The sequence below is a fragment of the Bradyrhizobium sp. T-12 genome (assembly GCF_058314695.1).
Genome location: NZ_CM177756.1, coordinates 3,290,881 through 3,307,578, shown reverse-complemented (window position 1 = coordinate 3,307,578; position 16,698 = coordinate 3,290,881). Strand labels below are relative to the sequence as shown.

The following is a 16,698-nucleotide window of genomic DNA, read 5'->3' as shown; positions in this document are numbered from 1 at the left end:
ACGGCAATGCTATTTTCGCGTAAATGCCTCCCTGGCCTCGCCTCCCGCGGGCAGGCCGGCGGCCTTCAGGGCGGTTGCCGCGCCGTCGCCAGGCGCGGCCAGCCAGGGCAACTTGGCGTCGATGCCGCGCGTCACGGGCTCCCCGAGCGGCCCACCGAAATCAATCGGCCAAAATCCGTTGGGCACGATCTCGGCGTTAAGACCACGGATCGCATAGCCCTCGCCCAGGACCGCCTTCGCATGGTCGCCGGCAACGGGACGCGCGGTCGTGGGATCGCTGGGATCGCCAAAACTCACGAGCACCGGAACGAGGTCGCCCTGCACCGAAACGATTCCGGTCTGCCGGTGGATATCGCTGAACGAGACGCGGTTGCCACGCGCGGCGCCGTAGGCACGGAGCGCGACATAGTTGATGTCGTCGAAATCCAGCCTGGCGTCCTGCCGATGCGCCAGCAAGGCCACCAGATTTCTGCCTTTGCCGCCGAGATCGACGAACACCGCCTCCCCGCGCATCGTGGTACGGCCACCGCGGTTATAGTTGCGGTCGGGCACGACGGCGAGAATGCCGGACCCGGTCTTGATGCCCTCAGGCGTCGTCACCTCGACCGTGAGGCGATATTTGTGGCCGGGCCGGTTGATCCGGATCTGGTCGCCGATCACGATCACGGCCAGAAGCCCGAGCAGACCCGCCCATTTGCTGATGAAGCTCAAACCGCCCCCATTGTTGCCCTCACCGCTCTGCACCGTCAGCGCGCCGCCGTCAAACCAGCGCGTTGACGCGGTCTTGATCGCAGCTGCGTTTATCGAGAGAGTGCGGCGCGCCTTGCGCTGAAAAGGACCCCGAAGTGACCATGTCCCAAGATGAACGCTCCCGGACCCGCGGCGACCTTGCTCGAGATCAGGCTTGGGCGATTTCGGTCGGGGGCATCGGCGTCGTGCTGTTCACCGCGCTGCTCGCCTTCACCTGGTATTTCGCCGCCACCCTGCTGCTGATCTTCACTGGCATGCTGCTGGGTCTCGGCCTCAACGCGCTGACGATCGCGCTCGGCCGCCGCGTGCCCCTGCCCCATGCGGTGCGGCTCGCGATCGTCTGCGTCGCGCTCGCTTTGATGCTCGCCGGCATCGCCTATCTCGGCGGCGCCACCATTGCCGAGCAGGCCTCGCTGCTGAGCAAGACCCTCAAGTCGCAGCTGGCCAATGTCAGGTCCTTCCTCGACAGCCACGGCATCGACACCAGCTTCTTCGATCTCGGCAACGGCGCAGCCGATGCCGCGACCACGGCGCCGGCGGAGACGACGCCCGCGCCGGCGACGCCCTCGCGCGGTGCCCTGCCCGGCGCGGGCGCGCTGGCCTCCAGCGGCGGTGCGATCGTGAGCCAGACCTTCAAGCTGCTGCTCGGCACCATCCACGGTGTCGGCAACATCTTCATCGTGCTATTCCTGGGCTTCGCCTTCGCCGCCCAGCCCGCCGTCTATCACGACGGCCTCTTGTTCCTGGCGCCGGCCAGGCACCGCACCCGCGTCACCCTCATCATCGACCGCATCGCCGAGACGCTCGAGCGCTGGCTGATCGCGCAGATCATCGTCATGCTCGCGGTCGGCGTGGTGACCTGGATCGGGCTTGCCCTCATCGGCATTCCCGGCTCGTTCATCCTGGGAATTCAGGCCGGCCTGCTCGCCTTCATCCCGACCGTGGGGGCCATCATCGCCGGCGTCATCGTGGTGCTGGCGAGCCTCGCCTCGGGCTGGATCCCGGCGCTATCGGCCTTCCTGCTCTTTATGGGCGTCCACGCCATGGAGAGCTATGTGCTGACGCCGATCCTGCAGAGGCAGGCGCTGGACATCCCGCCGGCCACGCTGTTCGCGTTCCAGATCGTGCTCGGCGTCGTGTTCGGCATCTGGGGCCTGGCGCTGGCGCTGCCGCTGGTCGCCATCGCCAAGGTCATGATCGACCATTTCAAGACGTATGAGGCGCCGCCGCTCGCAGCATGATCCGGAAAAGTGTGCAGCGGTTTTCCGAGAAGATCATGCTCAAACAACAAGACGCGGCGTAATCCTCAAGTCGTCAGAACGGTCTCGGTGTGCTCGACCTCCGGGGGCGCGGCGAAATACTGGCCGACGAGACCGCGCCATTCGGTGAAATTCTCCGAGCCGCGGAAATCGACGGTGTGGTTTTCCAGCGTCGCCCATTTCACCATCAGCCGGTAGCGCTGCGGCTTCTCGATCGATTTGTGCAATTCGAAGCCGTGAAACCCCTTCGAGCGGCCGAAGGCGGCCTTGGCCTTGGCGACGGCGGCCTCAAAGTCCTTTTCGCTGCCCGGCTTGACGTCGATTTGCGCGATCTCGGTGATCATCGGTTTCCACCCATTTTTGTTCGATGGGCGTGTCTAGCGCAGCCGGCGACAAAGAAAAAGGCGCCGAAACGGCGCCCTGGTCGGCTCAAAAACGCAGCTCTCTCAGACCAGCAGCAGGACCGTGCCCGCCACGATGAGGGCGCAACCGACGAACAGCGCAAGCGGCCAATAGCTGCGGCGGCTCTGCGCGTAGCGTCCCTGCGCGCGGCGCTCGGTGATCAGCGCGCTCTCATATTCATCCGCGGTCGAGAACAGGCAGGCGAAACCGCTGCGTGCCGAGGCCGCAGCGGCTTCGAGCGACATCAGGGCGGCTTGCGGGTTCTCTCGACGGATCGATTCCATGACCGCAATGGTAGGGATCGAATGGTAAACAGAGCATTACCGCGGGTGCCGCCTCTGTGCCTCAGGCGGTGGCCGGCCGCGCCTGTGGCGCAGCGGTCCGCGCGGCGCTCTGGCGGCGCCAGTTCTCCAGCGACAACGGCAGCTCCTCCGCCGCCTCGACCCGGTTACGGCCGCCGCGCTTGGCCTGGTAGAGCGCGGTGTCGGCCGAGGCCAGCAGCACCTCGAGCTCGGTGCCGGCCGGCCCACCGGCGACGCCGATGCTGACCGTGGTGTCGACCGGACCTTCGTCGACCACGACGCCGGAGGTCTCGAACGCCTCGCGCACGCGCTCGGCGACCAGCACGCCCTCCTCCAGCGAGCACGGCAGGAGCGCTGCGAATTCCTCGCCGCCGATGCGGCCCGACAGGTCGGTGATGCGCAAATTGCTGACGACGACGGTCGAGAACAGCTTCAGCATCTCGTCGCCGGCGGGATGGCCGAAGCGATCGTTGATCGACTTGAAATGATCGATGTCGAAGATCATGACGGTCACGGGACGTCCGGCCTTGGCCTCGCGCTCGATGACGCGGCCGCAGGCTTCCGAGAAGCCGCGGCGGTTGAGCATGCCGGTCAGCGGATCGGTCGACGCGGCGGTCCGGTGCGCAGTCACCGTGCGTTCGGACACCAGCATGAAGATCACGAAGACGGTGCCGACGGCGTAAAGGATGAGCTCGACCGCGAACACGGTGACCCAGATGCTCGAGGAGAAGCCTGCATCGTGCGGGCGCAGGAAGCTGCCGATCAGGATCGGCAGCATCAACACGCAGCCGTGCATCACCGGCACGACGAAGGCCGCCCAGCGGCGCTGCTGGCTCTTGCGCCGCTCGGTCCAGAGCTCACTGGCGGTCAGCGCCGCATAGACCGAGACGATGCCGGCACCGGCGATCATCCGCAGCATGGACGCCGCGGGATCGAGCAGCGTGACGGTGGCGACCCAGGCCAGTGCGCCGAGCACGAGGCCCGGCCAATTCGGCTTGCGGCCGTGAAAGACGCGCGCCGCATTCCACACCATGCCGCAGGCTACGAAGCCGACCGCATTTAACGCGAGATAGAGATGCGGGCCCAGCTTGTCGCCGGCCGCAGTCCATAACGCGACGGAGGCGGCACCGAGCAAATAGGCGGTGCCCCACCATTTCAGCGCGGGGCTGTTCTCCTGCTTGCCGAAAAACACCATCATGGCGCCGAGCAGTGCGGCGACCATGGTGGCGACCAAATAGAGCGTGATGCTATCGAGCGACATCATGTCGGCCCCCTCTAGAACATAGCAGTTACGCGATCGGCACATCCGATTTGCGCGCCCTTCCGAAGGCAACGCTAGGTGCGGCGAGTTCCATTCAGGTTTTCGCGGACGCCTAAGTTTTCCGGAAACACGCCATCAATTTGCGTACAAACGAACAACAAAAAGGGCGCTGAAATCAGCGCCCTTTTGCATCTCATTGAAGCCGCTTTCGCGGCGAATGTGACCGAAGCGATTAACGCTTCGAGAACTGGAAGGACCGGCGGGCCTTGGCCTTGCCGTACTTCTTGCGCTCGACCACGCGCGAGTCGCGGGTCAGGAAGCCGCCCTTCTTGAGCACGGAGCGCAGCTCCGGCTCGAAGTAAGTGAGCGCCTTGGAGATGCCGTGACGGACTGCGCCGGCCTGGCCGGACAGGCCGCCGCCGGCAACCGTGCAGATCACGTCGTACTGGCCCGAACGCTGGGCCACCGAGAACGGCTGCTCGATCATCATGCGCAGCACGGGACGGGCGAAATAGACCTCGACCTCGCGCGAGTTGACGGTGACCTTGCCGGCGCCCGGCTTGATCCACACGCGGGCGACCGCGTCCTTGCGCTTGCCGGTGGCATAGGCGCGATTGAACTTGTCGACCTTCTTCTCGTGCTTGGGCGCGTCGGGCGCCGCCGCCGTCTTGAGCTGCGAGAGCTGGTCGAGCGACTGGATGGATTCGGCCATGTTATGCGGCCCTCGTGTTCTTGCGGTTCAACTTGGCGATGTCGATCTTCTCGGGCTGCTGCGCCTCGTGCGGATGATCGGCCCCGCCGTAGACACGGAGGTTGCCCATCTGCACGCGACCGAGCGGGCCACGCGGGATCATGCGCTCGACGGCCTTCTCGAGCACGCGCTCGGGATGCTTGCCCTCGAGGATCTGGCGCGCGGTGCGCTCCTTGACGTGGCCTACATAGCCAGTGTGCTTGTAATAGGTCTTCTGCTCGCGCTTGCGACCGGTGAGGACCGCATGCTGCGCGTTGATGATGATGACGTTGTCGCCGCAATCAACGTGCGGGGTGTAGGTCGGGAGGTGCTTGCCGCGCAGGCGCATGGCAACGATGGTGGCGAGGCGGCCGACGACCAGACCCTTGGCGTCGATCAGCACCCACTTCTTCGTCACCTCAGCCGGCTTTGCCGAAAAGGTTTTCATGTCAGAGTTTCCGTGGACGGGGAGCATCGGCGCGAACACCGCGCCGGACTGCGCCGTTTTCTAGAGAAGAGACGCGCAACGGTCAATGCCCGTAGACGGAAATTAATACCGCAATATCAATAGGTTAAAAATATGGTGCTATATTACCTGCGAAAAGCTCAAATAGTTGGAATGGAATAGGTCGAGGTGACATGCGCGATCGGATCGGGCGAGGTGCCGGACAGCAGCTTCACCTCTCCGACCGCCAGCCGCTTGCCGAGCTTGAGCAGGCGCGCCTCGGCCAGCACGTCCTGGCCGGGCTGGCCCTTGCGCAGGAAGTTGATGTTGAGATTGGTGGTCACGGCGAGCCCGACCGGCCCGATCGCGGACAGCAGCACCACGTACATGGCGAAATCGGCCAGCGCCATCAGCGTCGGGCCGGACACGGTGCCGCCCGGCCGCAGCATCCTTTCGCTGTAGCGCTGCCGCAAGAGGCAGGTCTGGCCGTCGGCGCTTTCGATCGTGATGTCGTCGCCGCTGAAGGCCTGAGGGAATTCGTGACGGAGGAACTGCTCGACCTCTGCCACGCTCATTTTCGCTGACGCCATGCCGTTTCCCACCCTCGCTTCGCTTGCCCTGTTACATTAAGTTATCTGCGTCATCCAATTGCAATCATTTAGCGGAAATCGCGTCAATGTCCGTCAAGGCTGCCCGCGCCCCCTCCCCGCAACCGCCGATCCTGCTGCGCGAGACCGTAGGTCCCATCGCGGTCCTGACGCTGAACCGGCCCGCCGCGCGCAACAGCCTGTCGGCGGCGATGATCGCCAGCCTGCATGCAGAGCTCGACGAGATCCGCAACGACAAGGCGGTCCGCGGCGTCGTGATCGCGGCCAACGGCCCAGCTTTCTCGGCCGGCCACGACATGAAGGAACTCACCGCGCGCCGCACCGATCCCGATCGCGGCCGCGCCTTCTTCGCCGAGATGATGAATGCCTGCAGCGCGATGATGCAGGCGATCGTGCATCTGCCGAAACCCGTCGTCGCCTCCGTCCAGGGCATCGCGACCGCGGCCGGCTGCCAGCTCGTCGCCAGCTGCGATCTTGCGATCGCGTCGGAGGACGCGAAGTTCGCCACGCCGGGCGTCGACATCGGCCTGTTCTGCTCGACCCCGATGGTGGCGCTGTCGCGCAACGTCCCGCGCAAGCAGGCCATGGAGATGCTGCTGACGGGAGAGCCTGTAACGGCCGAGCGCGCCCGCGAGATCGGCCTCGTCAACCGCGTGGTGCCGGCCGGTACCGAGCTTGGTGCCGCGATCGAGCTCGCGCAGCAGGTCGCGCTGAAATCCGCCTACACCGTCAAGCTCGGCAAGGAGGCGTTCTACCGCCAGGTCGAGATGAGCCTTGCGGACGCCTATCGCTATGCGGCAGAGGTAATGACCGAGAACATGATGGCGCGCGACGCCGAGGAAGGCATCGGCGCGTTCATCGAGAAGCGCACGCCGACATGGCGGGATGAGTGACAAAAAGAAAAAGACGAAAATGAACCACGACGCCTATCCCGACAATTACATCCGCAGCATCCTCAACAGCGTGAAGTCGATCGCGATGGTCGGCGCCTCGCCCGTCAACGTGCGGCCGAGCTATTTCGCGTTCAAATATCTGGCGCAGCGCGGCTACGACATGATCCCGATCAATCCTGGCCATGTCGGCAAGGAGCTGCTCGGAAAGCCCTTCGTCGCCTCGTTGTCGGACATCGGCCGCCCCGTCGACATGATCGACATCTTCCGCAATTCCAGCCACATCATGCCCGTGGTCGAAGAGGCGCTCACGCTCGATCCGCTGCCCAAGGTGATCTGGATGCAGCTCGGCGCGCGTGACGACGCCGCGGCGGCGAAGGCGGAATCCGTCGGTATCAAGGTGGTGATGAACCGCTGCCCCAAGATCGAATATGGCCGCCTGTCTTCCGAGATCTCCTGGATGGGCGTGAATTCGCGCACGCTCAGCTCCAAGCGCGCGCCGGCACCAACGCAAGGCATGCGGCTATCCCTCAATCGGATGAGTGTCGGCGGCGGCGACACCGCGGCCTCCGATCGGGCCGCCAAAAACAAGAGCGAGCAAAGCTGACGCAATCGCGAAGGATTCATTTCGCGAACGCGACAATGCGTAGCAAGATCATTCCGATCTGACGTCGTGCCTTGACGGCGAGCGCGGCGCCGATCAGCATGCCGCGCGATTTTCAGGCCACAAGAACAGGACGCCCTCAATGAGCGATCGCCTTCCGGGATTTTCAACCCTCGCCGTGCATGCCGGTGCACAGCCCGACCCCACCACCGGCGCGCGCGCGACTCCGATCTATCAAACAACCTCGTTCGTCTTCAACGACGCCGACCACGCCGCCTCGCTGTTCGGCCTGCAGGCATTCGGCAACATCTATACCCGCATCGGCAACCCGACCAACGCGGTGCTGGAAGAGCGCGTCGCGGCCCTCGAAGGCGGCACGGCCGCGCTGGCGGTGGCCTCGGGCCATGCTGCCCAGGTCGTGGTGCTCCAGCAATTGCTGCAGCCCGGCGACGAGTTCATCGCCGCACGAAAGCTCTATGGCGGCTCGATCAACCAGTTCACGCACGCTTTCAAGAGCTTCGGCTGGAACGTGGTGTGGGCCGATCCCGATGACATCGCGAGCTTCGAGCGTGCGGTGACGCCGCGCACGAAAGCCATCTTCATCGAGTCAATCGCCAATCCCGCCGGTAGCATCACCGACATCGAGGCGATCTCGACGGTCGCGCGGAAAGCGGGTGTGCCGCTGATCGTGGACAACACGCTGGCCTCGCCCTATCTGATCCGCCCGATCGACCACGGCGCCGACATCGTCGTGCACTCGCTGACGAAATTCCTGGGCGGTCACGGCAATTCGCTCGGCGGCATCATCGTCGATGCCGGCACCTTCGACTGGTCGACGGGTGGCAAATATCCGATGCTGTCGGAGCCGCGGCCCGAATATCACGGCATCCGCCTGCAGGAGACCTTTGGCAATTTCGCCTTCGCGATTGCCTGCCGCGTGCTGGGCCTGCGCGATCTCGGCCCCGCGCTGTCGCCCTTCAACGCCTTCATGATCCTGACCGGCATCGAGACGCTGCCGCTGCGCATGCAGAAGCATTGCGACAATGCGAAAGCGGTCGCCGAATTTCTCGCGGGACATCCGGCGGTGGCCTCGGTGAGCTATGCGGGCCTGCCAAGCGACAAGTACAACCAGCTCGCCCGCAAATACGCGCCGAAGGGTGCGGGCGCCGTGTTCACCTTCAGCCTGAAGGGCGGCTATGACGCCGGCGTCAATTTGGTGTCGAAGCTGCAGCTGTTCTCGCACCTCGCCAATGTCGGCGATACCCGCTCGCTGGTGATCCACCCGGCCTCGACCACGCACAGCCAGCTCGACGACGCCGCCAAGGTGAAGTCCGGCGCCGGTCCTGACGTGGTGCGGCTCTCGATCGGCATCGAGGACAAGGAAGACCTGATCGCGGACCTGGAACAGGCGCTGGGGGCTTAGGTTCCTCTCGTAGCCCGGATGAAGCGAAGCGCAATCCGGGCTACGGAATTCCGTTGCTCACGCGCGCCCGACGGCCGCTTCGGCGACCGTCAGTTAACGATCATTAACCATATCTGCCCCATACATCGTCGTTGGATCGCCCCTTTGATTCGGAGCCGACGATGCTGCGCTGGATGGTGCCTGCCCTTGCCGCGATGCTGACGGTTTCAAGCGCGATCGCTGCGGACTTGCCGGCCACGCCGAAGCGGCGGGCCGCCGCGCAGCAAGAGCCGCCCAAGGTTTGGGTCGAGACCGATCCGGATGCGCTGATCTCACCGGCCTATGGCGTCGGCAGCTACATCCGCAACCTGCCGGGCACCCCGCTGCTGCCGGGGTCGCACACGCTGCCGGGCTATTACGGCCGCCCCTGGGATTACGACTATCAGGGCGCGTATTACGGCGGGAAGCAGGTCGATTATTTCTGGCGGCTGCCCTACGCGTGCGGCATCTACGGCTATTGCTGACCTGATCAGCCGGCCTGGCTAACCGGAACCGCGCGCGGCTGCGCCTGCGCGGACTGCCGCGACGCAAGCCGTTCCACCTGCATCACAGCAAGCGTCAGCACGGCGATCGCGACCGCCTGGTGCGACAGCGCGAGATCGATCGGCACCTGATTGAGCAGCGTGAGGATGCCGAGCACCGCCTGCACGCTCACCGCAGCGAACAGCCACAGCGCCCCGCCCGCGGCCGCGCCTGCGCGCGAGCGCACCGCGTCGATCGCGTGCAGCAGCGCCAGCACGAACAGTGCATAGGCCGTCATGCGGTGCTCGAACTGCACCGTCAGGACATTGTCGAACATGTTGCGCCACCACGGCGTCTCGAACCACAGCCGCTCGGCCGAGGGAATGAATGCGCCGTCGATCTGCGGCCAGGTGTTGTAGGCGCGGCCGGCGCGCAGGCCTGCGACCAGCGCGCCGAAATAGATCTGCACCAGCGTCACGACCAGAAGCAGCGCGCTCGTGAAGCGCAGCCGAACCGGGGCTGCGATCTGCGGCCGTTCCTTGAGCCGCCGCACGGTCCAGACGATGCCGGCGAAGATCAGGAGCGCGAGCAAGAGATGCGTCGCCAGCCGATATTGCGACACCTCGACCCGTTCCGTCAGGCCCGAGGCGACCATCCACCAGCCCACTGCGCCCTGCAGGCCGCCAAGCGCGAACAGCAACCAGAGCCGGCGCTTCAACTCACCGGAGAGACCGCCTCGCCAGAGGAAGAACAGGAACGGCAGGAGATAGGCGACGCCGATGAAGCGGCCGAGCAAACGGTGGCTCCATTCCCACCAGAAGATCTCCTTGAACTCCGACAGGCTCATGCCGGCATTGAGCTCGCGATATTGCGGGATCTTCTTGTAGGCCTCGAACGCCTCGGTCCACTGCGCCTCCGACAGCGGCGGCACGCTGCCCGTGACCGGCTTCCATTCGACGATCGACAGGCCGGATTCCGTCAGCCGGGTCGCGCCGCCGACCAGCACCATCAACGCAATCAACGCGGCGACCGAGATCAGCCACCAGCGCACGGCGCGATGCGGGTTGGTCGGAACGGAATTCGTCGTCATTTCAGGGGCTAAAACCAGGGCTTGAACTTAAGAGGCTTGAACCGGACTGCGTGCCCCTTATAGTCCCCCGCTCCCGCAGCGCAAGTTACGCGAAAGCCGCCCACGTTCGCCATGAATATCCGCACCCGCAAGTTCCTCGGCGCCATCCTGCTCCTGGTGCTGGCCACGGTCTGGGCCCTGCTCGGCATGGCCGCGGCACAGATGCCGTGGATTGCCGAGTCCGGCTGGCGGCAGGCGATCTACTACGTGGTCGTGGGCATGGGCTGGGTGCTGCCGGCAATGCCGATCGTGAGCTGGATGCAGCGGCCGGATCGCGTCAAGTCCGGTCGCTAGCGCTGCCGGTCGGCTTCACCGGCGCAAAGGCGACGCCCGACACCAGCACGCGCAGCATGCGCAGCGAGCGTACACGACCGTCCAAGGAGATCCGCGGCAGCGCGCGCAGATTGGTCCGCCCCTCCGCATCCACGATGCCCGGGATGGTCGACACCGCGCTGGCAAAGCCGGCCTCTTCCGCCATGATGACATGGCTGCGCCGGAACGAGGTGCGATCGCCGAACGGAAAGGCGAAATGCCCGACATCGCGGCGGAAGGCGGCTTCCGCCACCGCCTTGCCCATATTCATCTCGCGCAGCGCGGCAGCGTCCTTCATGTTGGCGAGGACGGGGTAGTTCACGGTCGCGCTGCCGATCGTAACGAGCGGATCGGCAGCGAGCTTCGCCAGATCCTCCCAGTCCATCGCCGCTTCGCGCGAGAGCGCGGCGAGGTCGACCCGGTAGCGCGTGCAGAGATCGGCGATCGCCGCCGACAGATCCGCCGGCGACAGCGAGCGCAACCAGCTCTCCAGATGCGAAAACAGCGCCTGCTTTTCGGCGCGATCAGCCACGTTGAAGCGCTGCTCCTTCTCGCCCATCATCAGGCTGATGCGGCTCTCGCGCGCGATCACCTGTTCGAGCCCGAGCCACCAGGCCTGTCCGACGCCGTCGGGAAACGCGGTGGGCACGTAGATCGTGAAGGGCACCGCGTGATGCGCCAGCACCGGACAGGCGAAGTCGACGAGATCCTTATGCGCACCGTCGAAGGTGAGCGCCACGAAACGCCGCTGCTCCGGCAATGTCACCGCGCGCCGGCAGACTTCATCCATGCCGATGAAATCGTAGCCCCAGCGCTTCAGCGCGTGAATGGCGCGGTCGAGGAATTGCGGCGTGATCTCGTGCGCGCGCAGCGGCTGAAACCCGCCGTGCCGCCGCGGCCGCACCCGTTCGAGGCGCAGGATGGCGCCCGCACCGCGGCTGCCCAGCGCGGCCCGGCCGGTGAACCAGGCCAGCTCGAGGCGCAGCCGTTCCAGCCATCTGTCGTCGGAAGCCAATATCCCCATCCTCGCGCCCGCGGGCGCCCGTTCCCGCTCCCATTGTCCTTACCCTTTGTTGACATTTCTTTGCAAAGGTCGGCCACAGGCCGAATTACGCATATTTCTGATTTCTCGACAGGTTTCGCGAATGACCATGGCTGCGGCGATGCAAAGCCGGACGGCAGAAGCGCCAGCGCGGTCGAAAGCGAGCCGTATCGCGCAGGTCGACATCGTCGCCGATCTCGACGCCACTGAAGCGGCCTGGCGCAGCCTCGAGGAGCCCGGCCACCTCTTCACGCCCTATCAGCGGTTTGATCTGCTGAGCCCCTGGCAGCGCCTGGTCGGCGCGCGCGAAGGCGCCCGCCCCTTCGTCGTGATCGCCCGCGACGCCGATCACAAGCCGCTGCTGCTGCTGCCGCTCTCGCTGCGCCAAAGCCACGGTGTGCGCACGGCCTGCTTCATGGGCGGCAAGCACACGACCTTCAACATGGGTCTGTGGGACGCCGCGTGCGCCGCGCAGACCGCCATCGCCGATCTCGAGGCGCTGCTGGCCCCGCTGCGCGAACATGTCGACGTGCTCGCGCTGACGCAGCAGCCGCTGCGCTGGCACGACCAGCAGAACCCGTTTGCGCTGTGGCCGCGACAGAGCGCGATCAACGGCTGTCCGCAGCTGGTGATGGAGCCGGGCGGACCGCCGGCCTCGCGGATCAGCAATTCCCTTCGCCGCCGTCTCAAGAGCAAGGAAAAGAAGCTCCAGACCCTCGCCGGCTATCGCTATCACCTCGCCACCACCGACGCCGACATCACCCGCCTGCTCGACTGGTTCTTCCGCGTCAAGCCGGCGCGGATGGCGGAGCAGAAGCTCCCGAACGTTTTTGCCGAGCCCGGCGTCGAACAGTTCATCCGCAGCGCCTGCCTGGCGCCGCGCGGCGAAGGCCGCGTCATCGACATCCACGCGCTCGAGTGCGACGAGGAGGTCATCGCGATCTACGCCGGGGTCGCCGACGGCCAGCGCTTCTCGATGATGTTCAACACCTACACGATGTCCGAGCACGCCCGCTACAGCCCCGGCCTGATCCTGATGCGCTACATCATCGATCGCTACGGCGAGCGCGGCTACCGCTCGCTCGATCTCGGCATCGGCTCGGACGATTACAAGCGGATGTTCTGCAAGGACGACGAAGAGATCTTCGACAGCTTTGTGCCCCTGACGTCGCGCGGCAAGCTCGCCGCGATGGCGATGTCATCGCTGAGCCACGGCAAGCGGCTGGTCAAGCAGAACCAGATGCTGTTCGATCTGGCCCGGCGCGTGCGGCAGGCGTTCGGGTAATCTATCCTCTCGCGAGATGCCATCCTCTCCCACAAGGGGAGAGGGCAAGAGGGATCACGCCGCCACCACGCGCGGCGCTTCTGCCGCATTCGACGGCTGCACCGGCTTGCTCAGCATCGTCACCTCGCTGAAGCCGACCGCTCGCAGCTGCTCGCACATCAGCGTGCGCGCATCCGGCGCCATCGCAGCATCGGGCACCACGACGGCGCGGGCATGCGCCGTCAGCAGCTCGGCCGGAAGGTCTGAGGCACTGCCGGCATCGATCAACACGTGATCGTAGGCGCGCAGCAGTGCGTCGATCGCGAGCGTCACCCGCGGCGATTGCAGCAGGCTGCGGTCGAAGCCGGGACGGCCGGCCATGACCAGATGCAGCCGCGACAGCTTGTCCCGGGTGATGACTTGCGCGAACGAGGCTTCGCCCTGCATCAGCTCGGCAAGTCCAGGTGCCGAAGCGTCGACGGACACCGCGGCGATCGTCGGCGAGGACGCGGCGAGATCGACCACGACGACACGCGCCTCGCGCGCCAGATGCCGTGCAAGCGTCAGCGTCGACAGCGTGATGGCTTCGCCCGAGGCAGTGCCGAGCACGGTGACCTTCTTCGCGGCAGCGCCGGCGGCGCCCAATCTGTCAGCCAATTGCTCGATCTCGGTGAATTCGGTGGATTCTGCATCATCAACCATCTCAGGCTGCAGCGGCGCGGGCTCTGCCATGACGGGATCGGTGAACGGCTCTGCCTCGGGCTGGACGATCGCTTCCCGGCGAATCGCCGCCGGCGCTTGCACCGGGCTGAACGCGGCCACCGCGCGCGGCGCGGTCTGGCGCAACAGCTCGCCGGTGACGACGACGCCGGACGACAGCAGCAGCGTCGCGATCGTTGCGATCAGCACGATCGGCAGCTTCTTCGGATAGGCCGGCGTGTTGGAGACGATGGCGCGCGAGATGATGCGGCCGTCGGTTGGCGCCGTGTCGATGGTCTCGCGGGTGTTGGCCTCGCGGTATTTGGCGAGATAAGTCTCGAGCAGATCGCGCTGCGCCTTGGCCTCGCGCTCGAGCGCGCGGAGCTGGACGTCCTGGCCGTTGGTCGAGGTCGCCTGCTTCTTGAGCTGCTCGAGGCTGGTGATCAAGCCGTCGACCCGGCCGCTGGCGATCCGCGCGTCGCTTTCCAGCGAGCGCGAGATCTTGGCCGCCTCGTCGCGAATCTGGTTATCGAGGTCGCCGAGCTGCGCCTTCAGCTCCTTGATCCGCGGGTGATTGCCGAGCAGCGTCGACGATTGTTCGGCGAGCTGCGCGCGCAGCGTCACCCTTTGCTCCGACAGCCGCCGCATCAATTCGGAGTTCACGACCTCGGATGCCTCGATCGGCTTGCCGCTCTGGAGCATCTCCTTGATCAGCCGCGCCTTTGATTCCGCATCCGCCTTCATCGAGCGCGCATTGTTAAGCTGGGTGTTGACCTCGCCCATCTGCTGGTTCGAGAGCGTGGTGTTGTTGGTGCCGACGAACAGGCTCGACTTGGAGCGGAAGTCCTCGACCCTGGCCTCGGCCTCGGAGACCTTCTTGCGCAAGCTCTCGATCTCGCCGGCCAGCCACTGGCTGGCGTTCTTGGCCTGCTCCTGGCGAACGCCCTGCTGCAGCACGAGATAGCCGTCGGCGATCGAATTGGCGACGCGGGCCGCAAGGTCGGGATCGGCGGACTGGAATTCGACCACGATGACGCGCGACTTGTCGACGGCATAGGCCTGCAAGCGATCGTAATAGGCATCGAGCACGCGCTCTTCCGGCGTCATCGAGAACGGGTCGCGGCCGATCCCGATCATCGCGGCCAGCGACTTCAGCGGCGAGACGCCCTGCAGCACCGGATCGAATTCGGGACGTTCGGCGAGCTTGTTCTTCTTGATGATCTCGCGCGCGAGATCGCGCGACAGCACGAGCTGCACCTGGCTGGTGACGGCTTCGGCGTCGAGCGCCTGGCGCTCCTCGGCGCGATCGCTGCTCGGGCGCAGGAACACGTTCTCGCGGCCATCGATCAGGATGCGCGATTCGGACTTGTAGCGCGGCGTGACGAGATTGACGATTGCAATGGAGCCGACGAGCGCCAGCACCGTCGGCACGACGATCCAGCCGCGCTTGCGCGCCAATGCCGCGCCGAGCGCGTGCAGATCGATATCGCCGGATTCGGTTTGCGGCTGCTTGGTGACAACAGGCGCAGGCCTCGCTTCAATCTTGGGCTCGATCTTGGGCTCGACCTCGACTTCGGCTTTGGGCGCAACTTCGGCTTTGGGCTTTGCAACGACCCGCGCCACCACCGCCTTGTCCTTGCCGGCACGCCAAAACGCTAAACGCATCGAACACTCCCGCAGGGGCAACGCCACCAAGCTACCTCAACGCCGGCGATTACACTCCATTAAGGTTGCCGCTGGGTTAATCGCGGGCATCCGGCGCACCTCGCGCGCATGCCCGTCACCGTTTGTTAACCACGAGGGCTCTTAATCCGTCTCGATATTTCCGAGGAATTGTTCGGCAATCGCCGTCGAGCGCTGGTTTTGATTCATGCCCCCCTCTCCTGACCGGCCGCTTCGTATCCTGCACGCCGTGCGTGCTCCGGTCGGCGGCATCTTCCGCCACATCCTCGACGTCGCCAACGGCCAGGTCGACCGCGGCCATCATGTCGGCATCCTCGCCGACAGCCTCACCGGCGGCGAGCGCGCCGACAAGGCGCTTGCCGAGCTCGCGCCGCGCCTGAAGCTCGGCGTGCACCGGCTCGCGATTCGCCGCGAACCCTCGCCGGACGACGTGCTGGTGTGGCTTCGCATGCGGCGGCTGATCGCGAAGCTCAAGCCCGACGTCATGCACGGCCATGGCGCCAAGGCCGGCGCCTTCATCCGGATGCGGCGGCGCTCCGACGACACCATCCGCATCTACACGCCGCATGGCGGCTCGCTGCACTACCCGCTCAACACCTTCAAGGGCGAGTTCTACGCGCGGCTCGAGCGAACGCTGATGGATTCGACCGACCTGTTCCTGTTCGAGAGCGCGTTCGCCCGCGACACCTATCAACGCATCGTCGGCACGCCCAAGGGCGTGGTGCATTGCGTCTTCAACGGCGTCACGCCCGAGGAATTCGAGCCTGTCGTGACCGCCGACGATGCCACCGACATCTGCTATGTCGGCGAGTTCAGGCACATCAAGGGCGCGGATCTCCTGGTCGATGCCGTGGCGCGCCTGCACGAGGGCGGCAAGAAGGTCACGCTGACGCTCGGCGGCGACGGCGAGGAAACGGCGGCACTGAAGGCACAGGTCGAAAAGCTCGCCCTGTCAGGCGCGATCCGCTTCATCGGCCACGTCAAGGCGCGCTACGGCTTCTCCAAGGGGCGGCTGCTCGTCGTTCCCTCGCGCGGCGATTCCATGCCCTATGTCGTGATCGAGGCCGGCGCGGCCGGCATTCCCATGATCGCGTCGCGCATCGGCGGCATTCCCGAGATCTTCGGGGACGAAAGCCCGGCGCTGTTCGCGCCGAGCAATTCCGAGGCCATGGCGGAAGCGATCGCCGCCGCGCTCGACGATCCGCAAGTCACCGCCCAGCGCGCGATCTCCTTGCGCGAACGCATCTCCGCGCATTTCTCGCAGGCCGCGATGGTCGACGGCGTGATCGCCGGCTATCGCGACGCATTTGCCAATCATTAACCATCCTTAAGCCCGCTTTAGAGAATCTTCCGATTTGTTCGATAATCGAAGCTCCAGGGGATGCTCGCCCGGG

Annotated in this window: 18 protein-coding genes; 8 read left to right on the top strand and 10 right to left on the bottom strand. The window is 65.5% G+C overall.

The features are described 5' to 3' along the window. Positions 1 to 9: 9 nt before the first annotated feature. Positions 10 to 711, bottom strand: coding sequence for a hypothetical protein (locus tag AC0WRY_RS15525; RefSeq protein ID WP_194408280.1), 702 nt, complete (start codon positions 709 to 711; stop codon positions 10 to 12). A gap of 134 nt (positions 712 to 845) precedes the next feature. Here AC0WRY_RS15525 and AC0WRY_RS15520 point away from each other — a divergent pair, with 134 nt between their 5' ends. Further along, positions 846 to 1,991 (top strand): AI-2E family transporter, encoded by a 1,146-nt coding sequence (locus AC0WRY_RS15520; RefSeq protein WP_491123325.1) that lies wholly within the window; start codon positions 846 to 848, stop codon positions 1,989 to 1,991. A gap of 65 nt (positions 1,992 to 2,056) precedes the next feature. On the opposite strand, the gene AC0WRY_RS15515 is transcribed toward AC0WRY_RS15520, so the two are convergent. The 6 genes from AC0WRY_RS15515 to AC0WRY_RS15490 form a co-directional block, all read right to left on the bottom strand. Continuing rightward, positions 2,057 to 2,353, bottom strand: a complete 297-nt coding sequence (locus tag AC0WRY_RS15515) for an antibiotic biosynthesis monooxygenase family protein (RefSeq protein ID WP_025036647.1) — start codon at positions 2,351 to 2,353, stop codon at positions 2,057 to 2,059. Between the two features lie 102 nt (positions 2,354 to 2,455). Then, entirely contained in the window at positions 2,456 to 2,695 is a 240-nt protein-coding gene (locus tag AC0WRY_RS15510; RefSeq protein ID WP_194407816.1) for a hypothetical protein, read from the bottom strand. Between the two features lie 61 nt (positions 2,696 to 2,756). Next, positions 2,757 to 3,977, bottom strand: a complete 1,221-nt coding sequence (locus AC0WRY_RS15505) for a GGDEF domain-containing protein (protein WP_194407815.1) — start codon at positions 3,975 to 3,977, stop codon at positions 2,757 to 2,759. A 229-nt stretch (positions 3,978 to 4,206) separates the two neighbouring features. Further along, positions 4,207 to 4,686: a 30S ribosomal protein S9 gene (rpsI, locus tag AC0WRY_RS15500; RefSeq protein ID WP_018320095.1), complete on the bottom strand. Its 480-nt coding sequence runs from the start codon at positions 4,684 to 4,686 to the stop codon at positions 4,207 to 4,209. Position 4,687: 1 nt separating this feature from the next. Further along, positions 4,688 to 5,152, bottom strand: coding sequence for a 50S ribosomal protein L13 (rplM, locus tag AC0WRY_RS15495; RefSeq protein WP_011087726.1), 465 nt, complete (start codon positions 5,150 to 5,152; stop codon positions 4,688 to 4,690). Positions 5,153 to 5,310: 158 nt separating this feature from the next. Continuing rightward, positions 5,311 to 5,739, bottom strand: a complete 429-nt coding sequence (locus tag AC0WRY_RS15490; protein WP_194407814.1) for a PaaI family thioesterase — start codon at positions 5,737 to 5,739, stop codon at positions 5,311 to 5,313. An 86-nt stretch (positions 5,740 to 5,825) separates the two neighbouring features. Here AC0WRY_RS15490 and AC0WRY_RS15485 point away from each other — a divergent pair, with 86 nt between their 5' ends. The 4 genes from AC0WRY_RS15485 to AC0WRY_RS15470 all read left to right on the top strand — a co-directional run bounded on the left by AC0WRY_RS15485 (position 5,826) and on the right by AC0WRY_RS15470 (position 9,177). Next, the gene (locus AC0WRY_RS15485) at positions 5,826 to 6,650 is read left to right on the top strand and encodes an enoyl-CoA hydratase (RefSeq protein ID WP_194407813.1); all 825 of its coding nucleotides are present in this window, start codon (positions 5,826 to 5,828) and stop codon (positions 6,648 to 6,650) included. A 19-nt stretch (positions 6,651 to 6,669) separates the two neighbouring features. Further along, entirely contained in the window at positions 6,670 to 7,254 is a 585-nt protein-coding gene (locus AC0WRY_RS15480) for a CoA-binding protein (RefSeq protein WP_194407812.1), read from the top strand. Positions 7,255 to 7,393: 139 nt separating this feature from the next. Further along, on the top strand, positions 7,394 to 8,674 hold the full coding sequence (locus AC0WRY_RS15475; protein WP_194407811.1) for an O-acetylhomoserine aminocarboxypropyltransferase: 1,281 nt from the start codon (positions 7,394 to 7,396) through the stop codon (positions 8,672 to 8,674). Positions 8,675 to 8,835: 161 nt separating this feature from the next. After that, the gene (locus tag AC0WRY_RS15470; RefSeq protein ID WP_194407810.1) at positions 8,836 to 9,177 is read left to right on the top strand and encodes a hypothetical protein; all 342 of its coding nucleotides are present in this window, start codon (positions 8,836 to 8,838) and stop codon (positions 9,175 to 9,177) included. A 5-nt stretch (positions 9,178 to 9,182) separates the two neighbouring features. Here AC0WRY_RS15470 and AC0WRY_RS15465 read toward each other — a convergent pair whose 3' ends face one another. Continuing rightward, entirely contained in the window at positions 9,183 to 10,265 is a 1,083-nt protein-coding gene (locus AC0WRY_RS15465) for a COX15/CtaA family protein (RefSeq protein WP_194407809.1), read from the bottom strand. A gap of 111 nt (positions 10,266 to 10,376) precedes the next feature. Here AC0WRY_RS15465 and AC0WRY_RS15460 point away from each other — a divergent pair, with 111 nt between their 5' ends. Beyond that, a complete protein-coding gene (locus tag AC0WRY_RS15460) occupies positions 10,377 to 10,598 on the top strand; it encodes a DUF2842 domain-containing protein (protein WP_063194821.1) in 222 nt (73 codons plus the stop codon). Here AC0WRY_RS15460 and AC0WRY_RS15455 read toward each other — a convergent pair. Continuing rightward, a complete protein-coding gene (locus AC0WRY_RS15455) occupies positions 10,582 to 11,631 on the bottom strand; it encodes a polysaccharide deacetylase family protein (RefSeq protein WP_194407808.1) in 1,050 nt (349 codons plus the stop codon). The two genes, AC0WRY_RS15460 and AC0WRY_RS15455, sit on opposite strands and share 17 nt — an antisense overlap. Before the next feature lie 130 nt (positions 11,632 to 11,761). Here AC0WRY_RS15455 and AC0WRY_RS15450 point away from each other — a divergent pair, with 130 nt between their 5' ends. Further along, complete coding sequence (locus AC0WRY_RS15450) at positions 11,762 to 12,943, top strand: GNAT family N-acetyltransferase (RefSeq protein WP_491123324.1); 1,182 nt, start codon at positions 11,762 to 11,764, stop codon at positions 12,941 to 12,943. Positions 12,944 to 12,997: 54 nt separating this feature from the next. Here the strand turns inward: AC0WRY_RS15450 and AC0WRY_RS15445 are convergent, their stop codons facing one another. After that, positions 12,998 to 15,286, bottom strand: coding sequence for a GumC family protein (locus AC0WRY_RS15445; RefSeq protein ID WP_491123323.1), 2,289 nt, complete (start codon positions 15,284 to 15,286; stop codon positions 12,998 to 13,000). A 205-nt stretch (positions 15,287 to 15,491) separates the two neighbouring features. Between AC0WRY_RS15445 and AC0WRY_RS15440 the strand changes: the two genes are divergently transcribed. Next, on the top strand, positions 15,492 to 16,625 hold the full coding sequence (locus AC0WRY_RS15440) for a glycosyltransferase family 4 protein (RefSeq protein WP_194407805.1): 1,134 nt from the start codon (positions 15,492 to 15,494) through the stop codon (positions 16,623 to 16,625). The last annotated feature ends 73 nt before the right edge of the window (positions 16,626 to 16,698 follow it).

What these genes read in the sequence shown, in the direction of transcription:
- rpsI (WP_018320095.1), bottom strand. Translation starts at nt 4,686, where the DNA reads ATGGCCGAATCCATCCAGTCGCTCGACCAGCTCTCGCAGCTCAAGACG.
- AC0WRY_RS15515 (WP_025036647.1), bottom strand. Translation starts at nt 2,353, where the DNA reads ATGATCACCGAGATCGCGCAAATCGACGTCAAGCCGGGCAGCGAAAAG.
- AC0WRY_RS15490 (WP_194407814.1), bottom strand. Translation starts at nt 5,739, where the DNA reads ATGGCGTCAGCGAAAATGAGCGTGGCAGAGGTCGAGCAGTTCCTCCGT.
- AC0WRY_RS15445 (WP_491123323.1), bottom strand. Translation starts at nt 15,286, where the DNA reads ATGCGTTTAGCGTTTTGGCGTGCCGGCAAGGACAAGGCGGTGGTGGCG.
- AC0WRY_RS15505 (WP_194407815.1), bottom strand. Translation starts at nt 3,977, where the DNA reads ATGATGTCGCTCGATAGCATCACGCTCTATTTGGTCGCCACCATGGTC.
- AC0WRY_RS15450 (WP_491123324.1), top strand. Translation starts at nt 11,762, where the DNA reads ATGACCATGGCTGCGGCGATGCAAAGCCGGACGGCAGAAGCGCCAGCG.
- AC0WRY_RS15460 (WP_063194821.1), top strand. Translation starts at nt 10,377, where the DNA reads ATGAATATCCGCACCCGCAAGTTCCTCGGCGCCATCCTGCTCCTGGTG.
- AC0WRY_RS15475 (WP_194407811.1), top strand. Translation starts at nt 7,394, where the DNA reads ATGAGCGATCGCCTTCCGGGATTTTCAACCCTCGCCGTGCATGCCGGT.
- AC0WRY_RS15470 (WP_194407810.1), top strand. Translation starts at nt 8,836, where the DNA reads ATGCTGCGCTGGATGGTGCCTGCCCTTGCCGCGATGCTGACGGTTTCA.
- AC0WRY_RS15440 (WP_194407805.1), top strand. Translation starts at nt 15,492, where the DNA reads ATGCCCCCCTCTCCTGACCGGCCGCTTCGTATCCTGCACGCCGTGCGT.
- rplM (WP_011087726.1), bottom strand. Translation starts at nt 5,152, where the DNA reads ATGAAAACCTTTTCGGCAAAGCCGGCTGAGGTGACGAAGAAGTGGGTG.
- AC0WRY_RS15480 (WP_194407812.1), top strand. Translation starts at nt 6,670, where the DNA reads ATGAACCACGACGCCTATCCCGACAATTACATCCGCAGCATCCTCAAC.
- AC0WRY_RS15465 (WP_194407809.1), bottom strand. Translation starts at nt 10,265, where the DNA reads ATGACGACGAATTCCGTTCCGACCAACCCGCATCGCGCCGTGCGCTGG.
- AC0WRY_RS15485 (WP_194407813.1), top strand. Translation starts at nt 5,826, where the DNA reads ATGTCCGTCAAGGCTGCCCGCGCCCCCTCCCCGCAACCGCCGATCCTG.
- AC0WRY_RS15510 (WP_194407816.1), bottom strand. Translation starts at nt 2,695, where the DNA reads ATGGAATCGATCCGTCGAGAGAACCCGCAAGCCGCCCTGATGTCGCTC.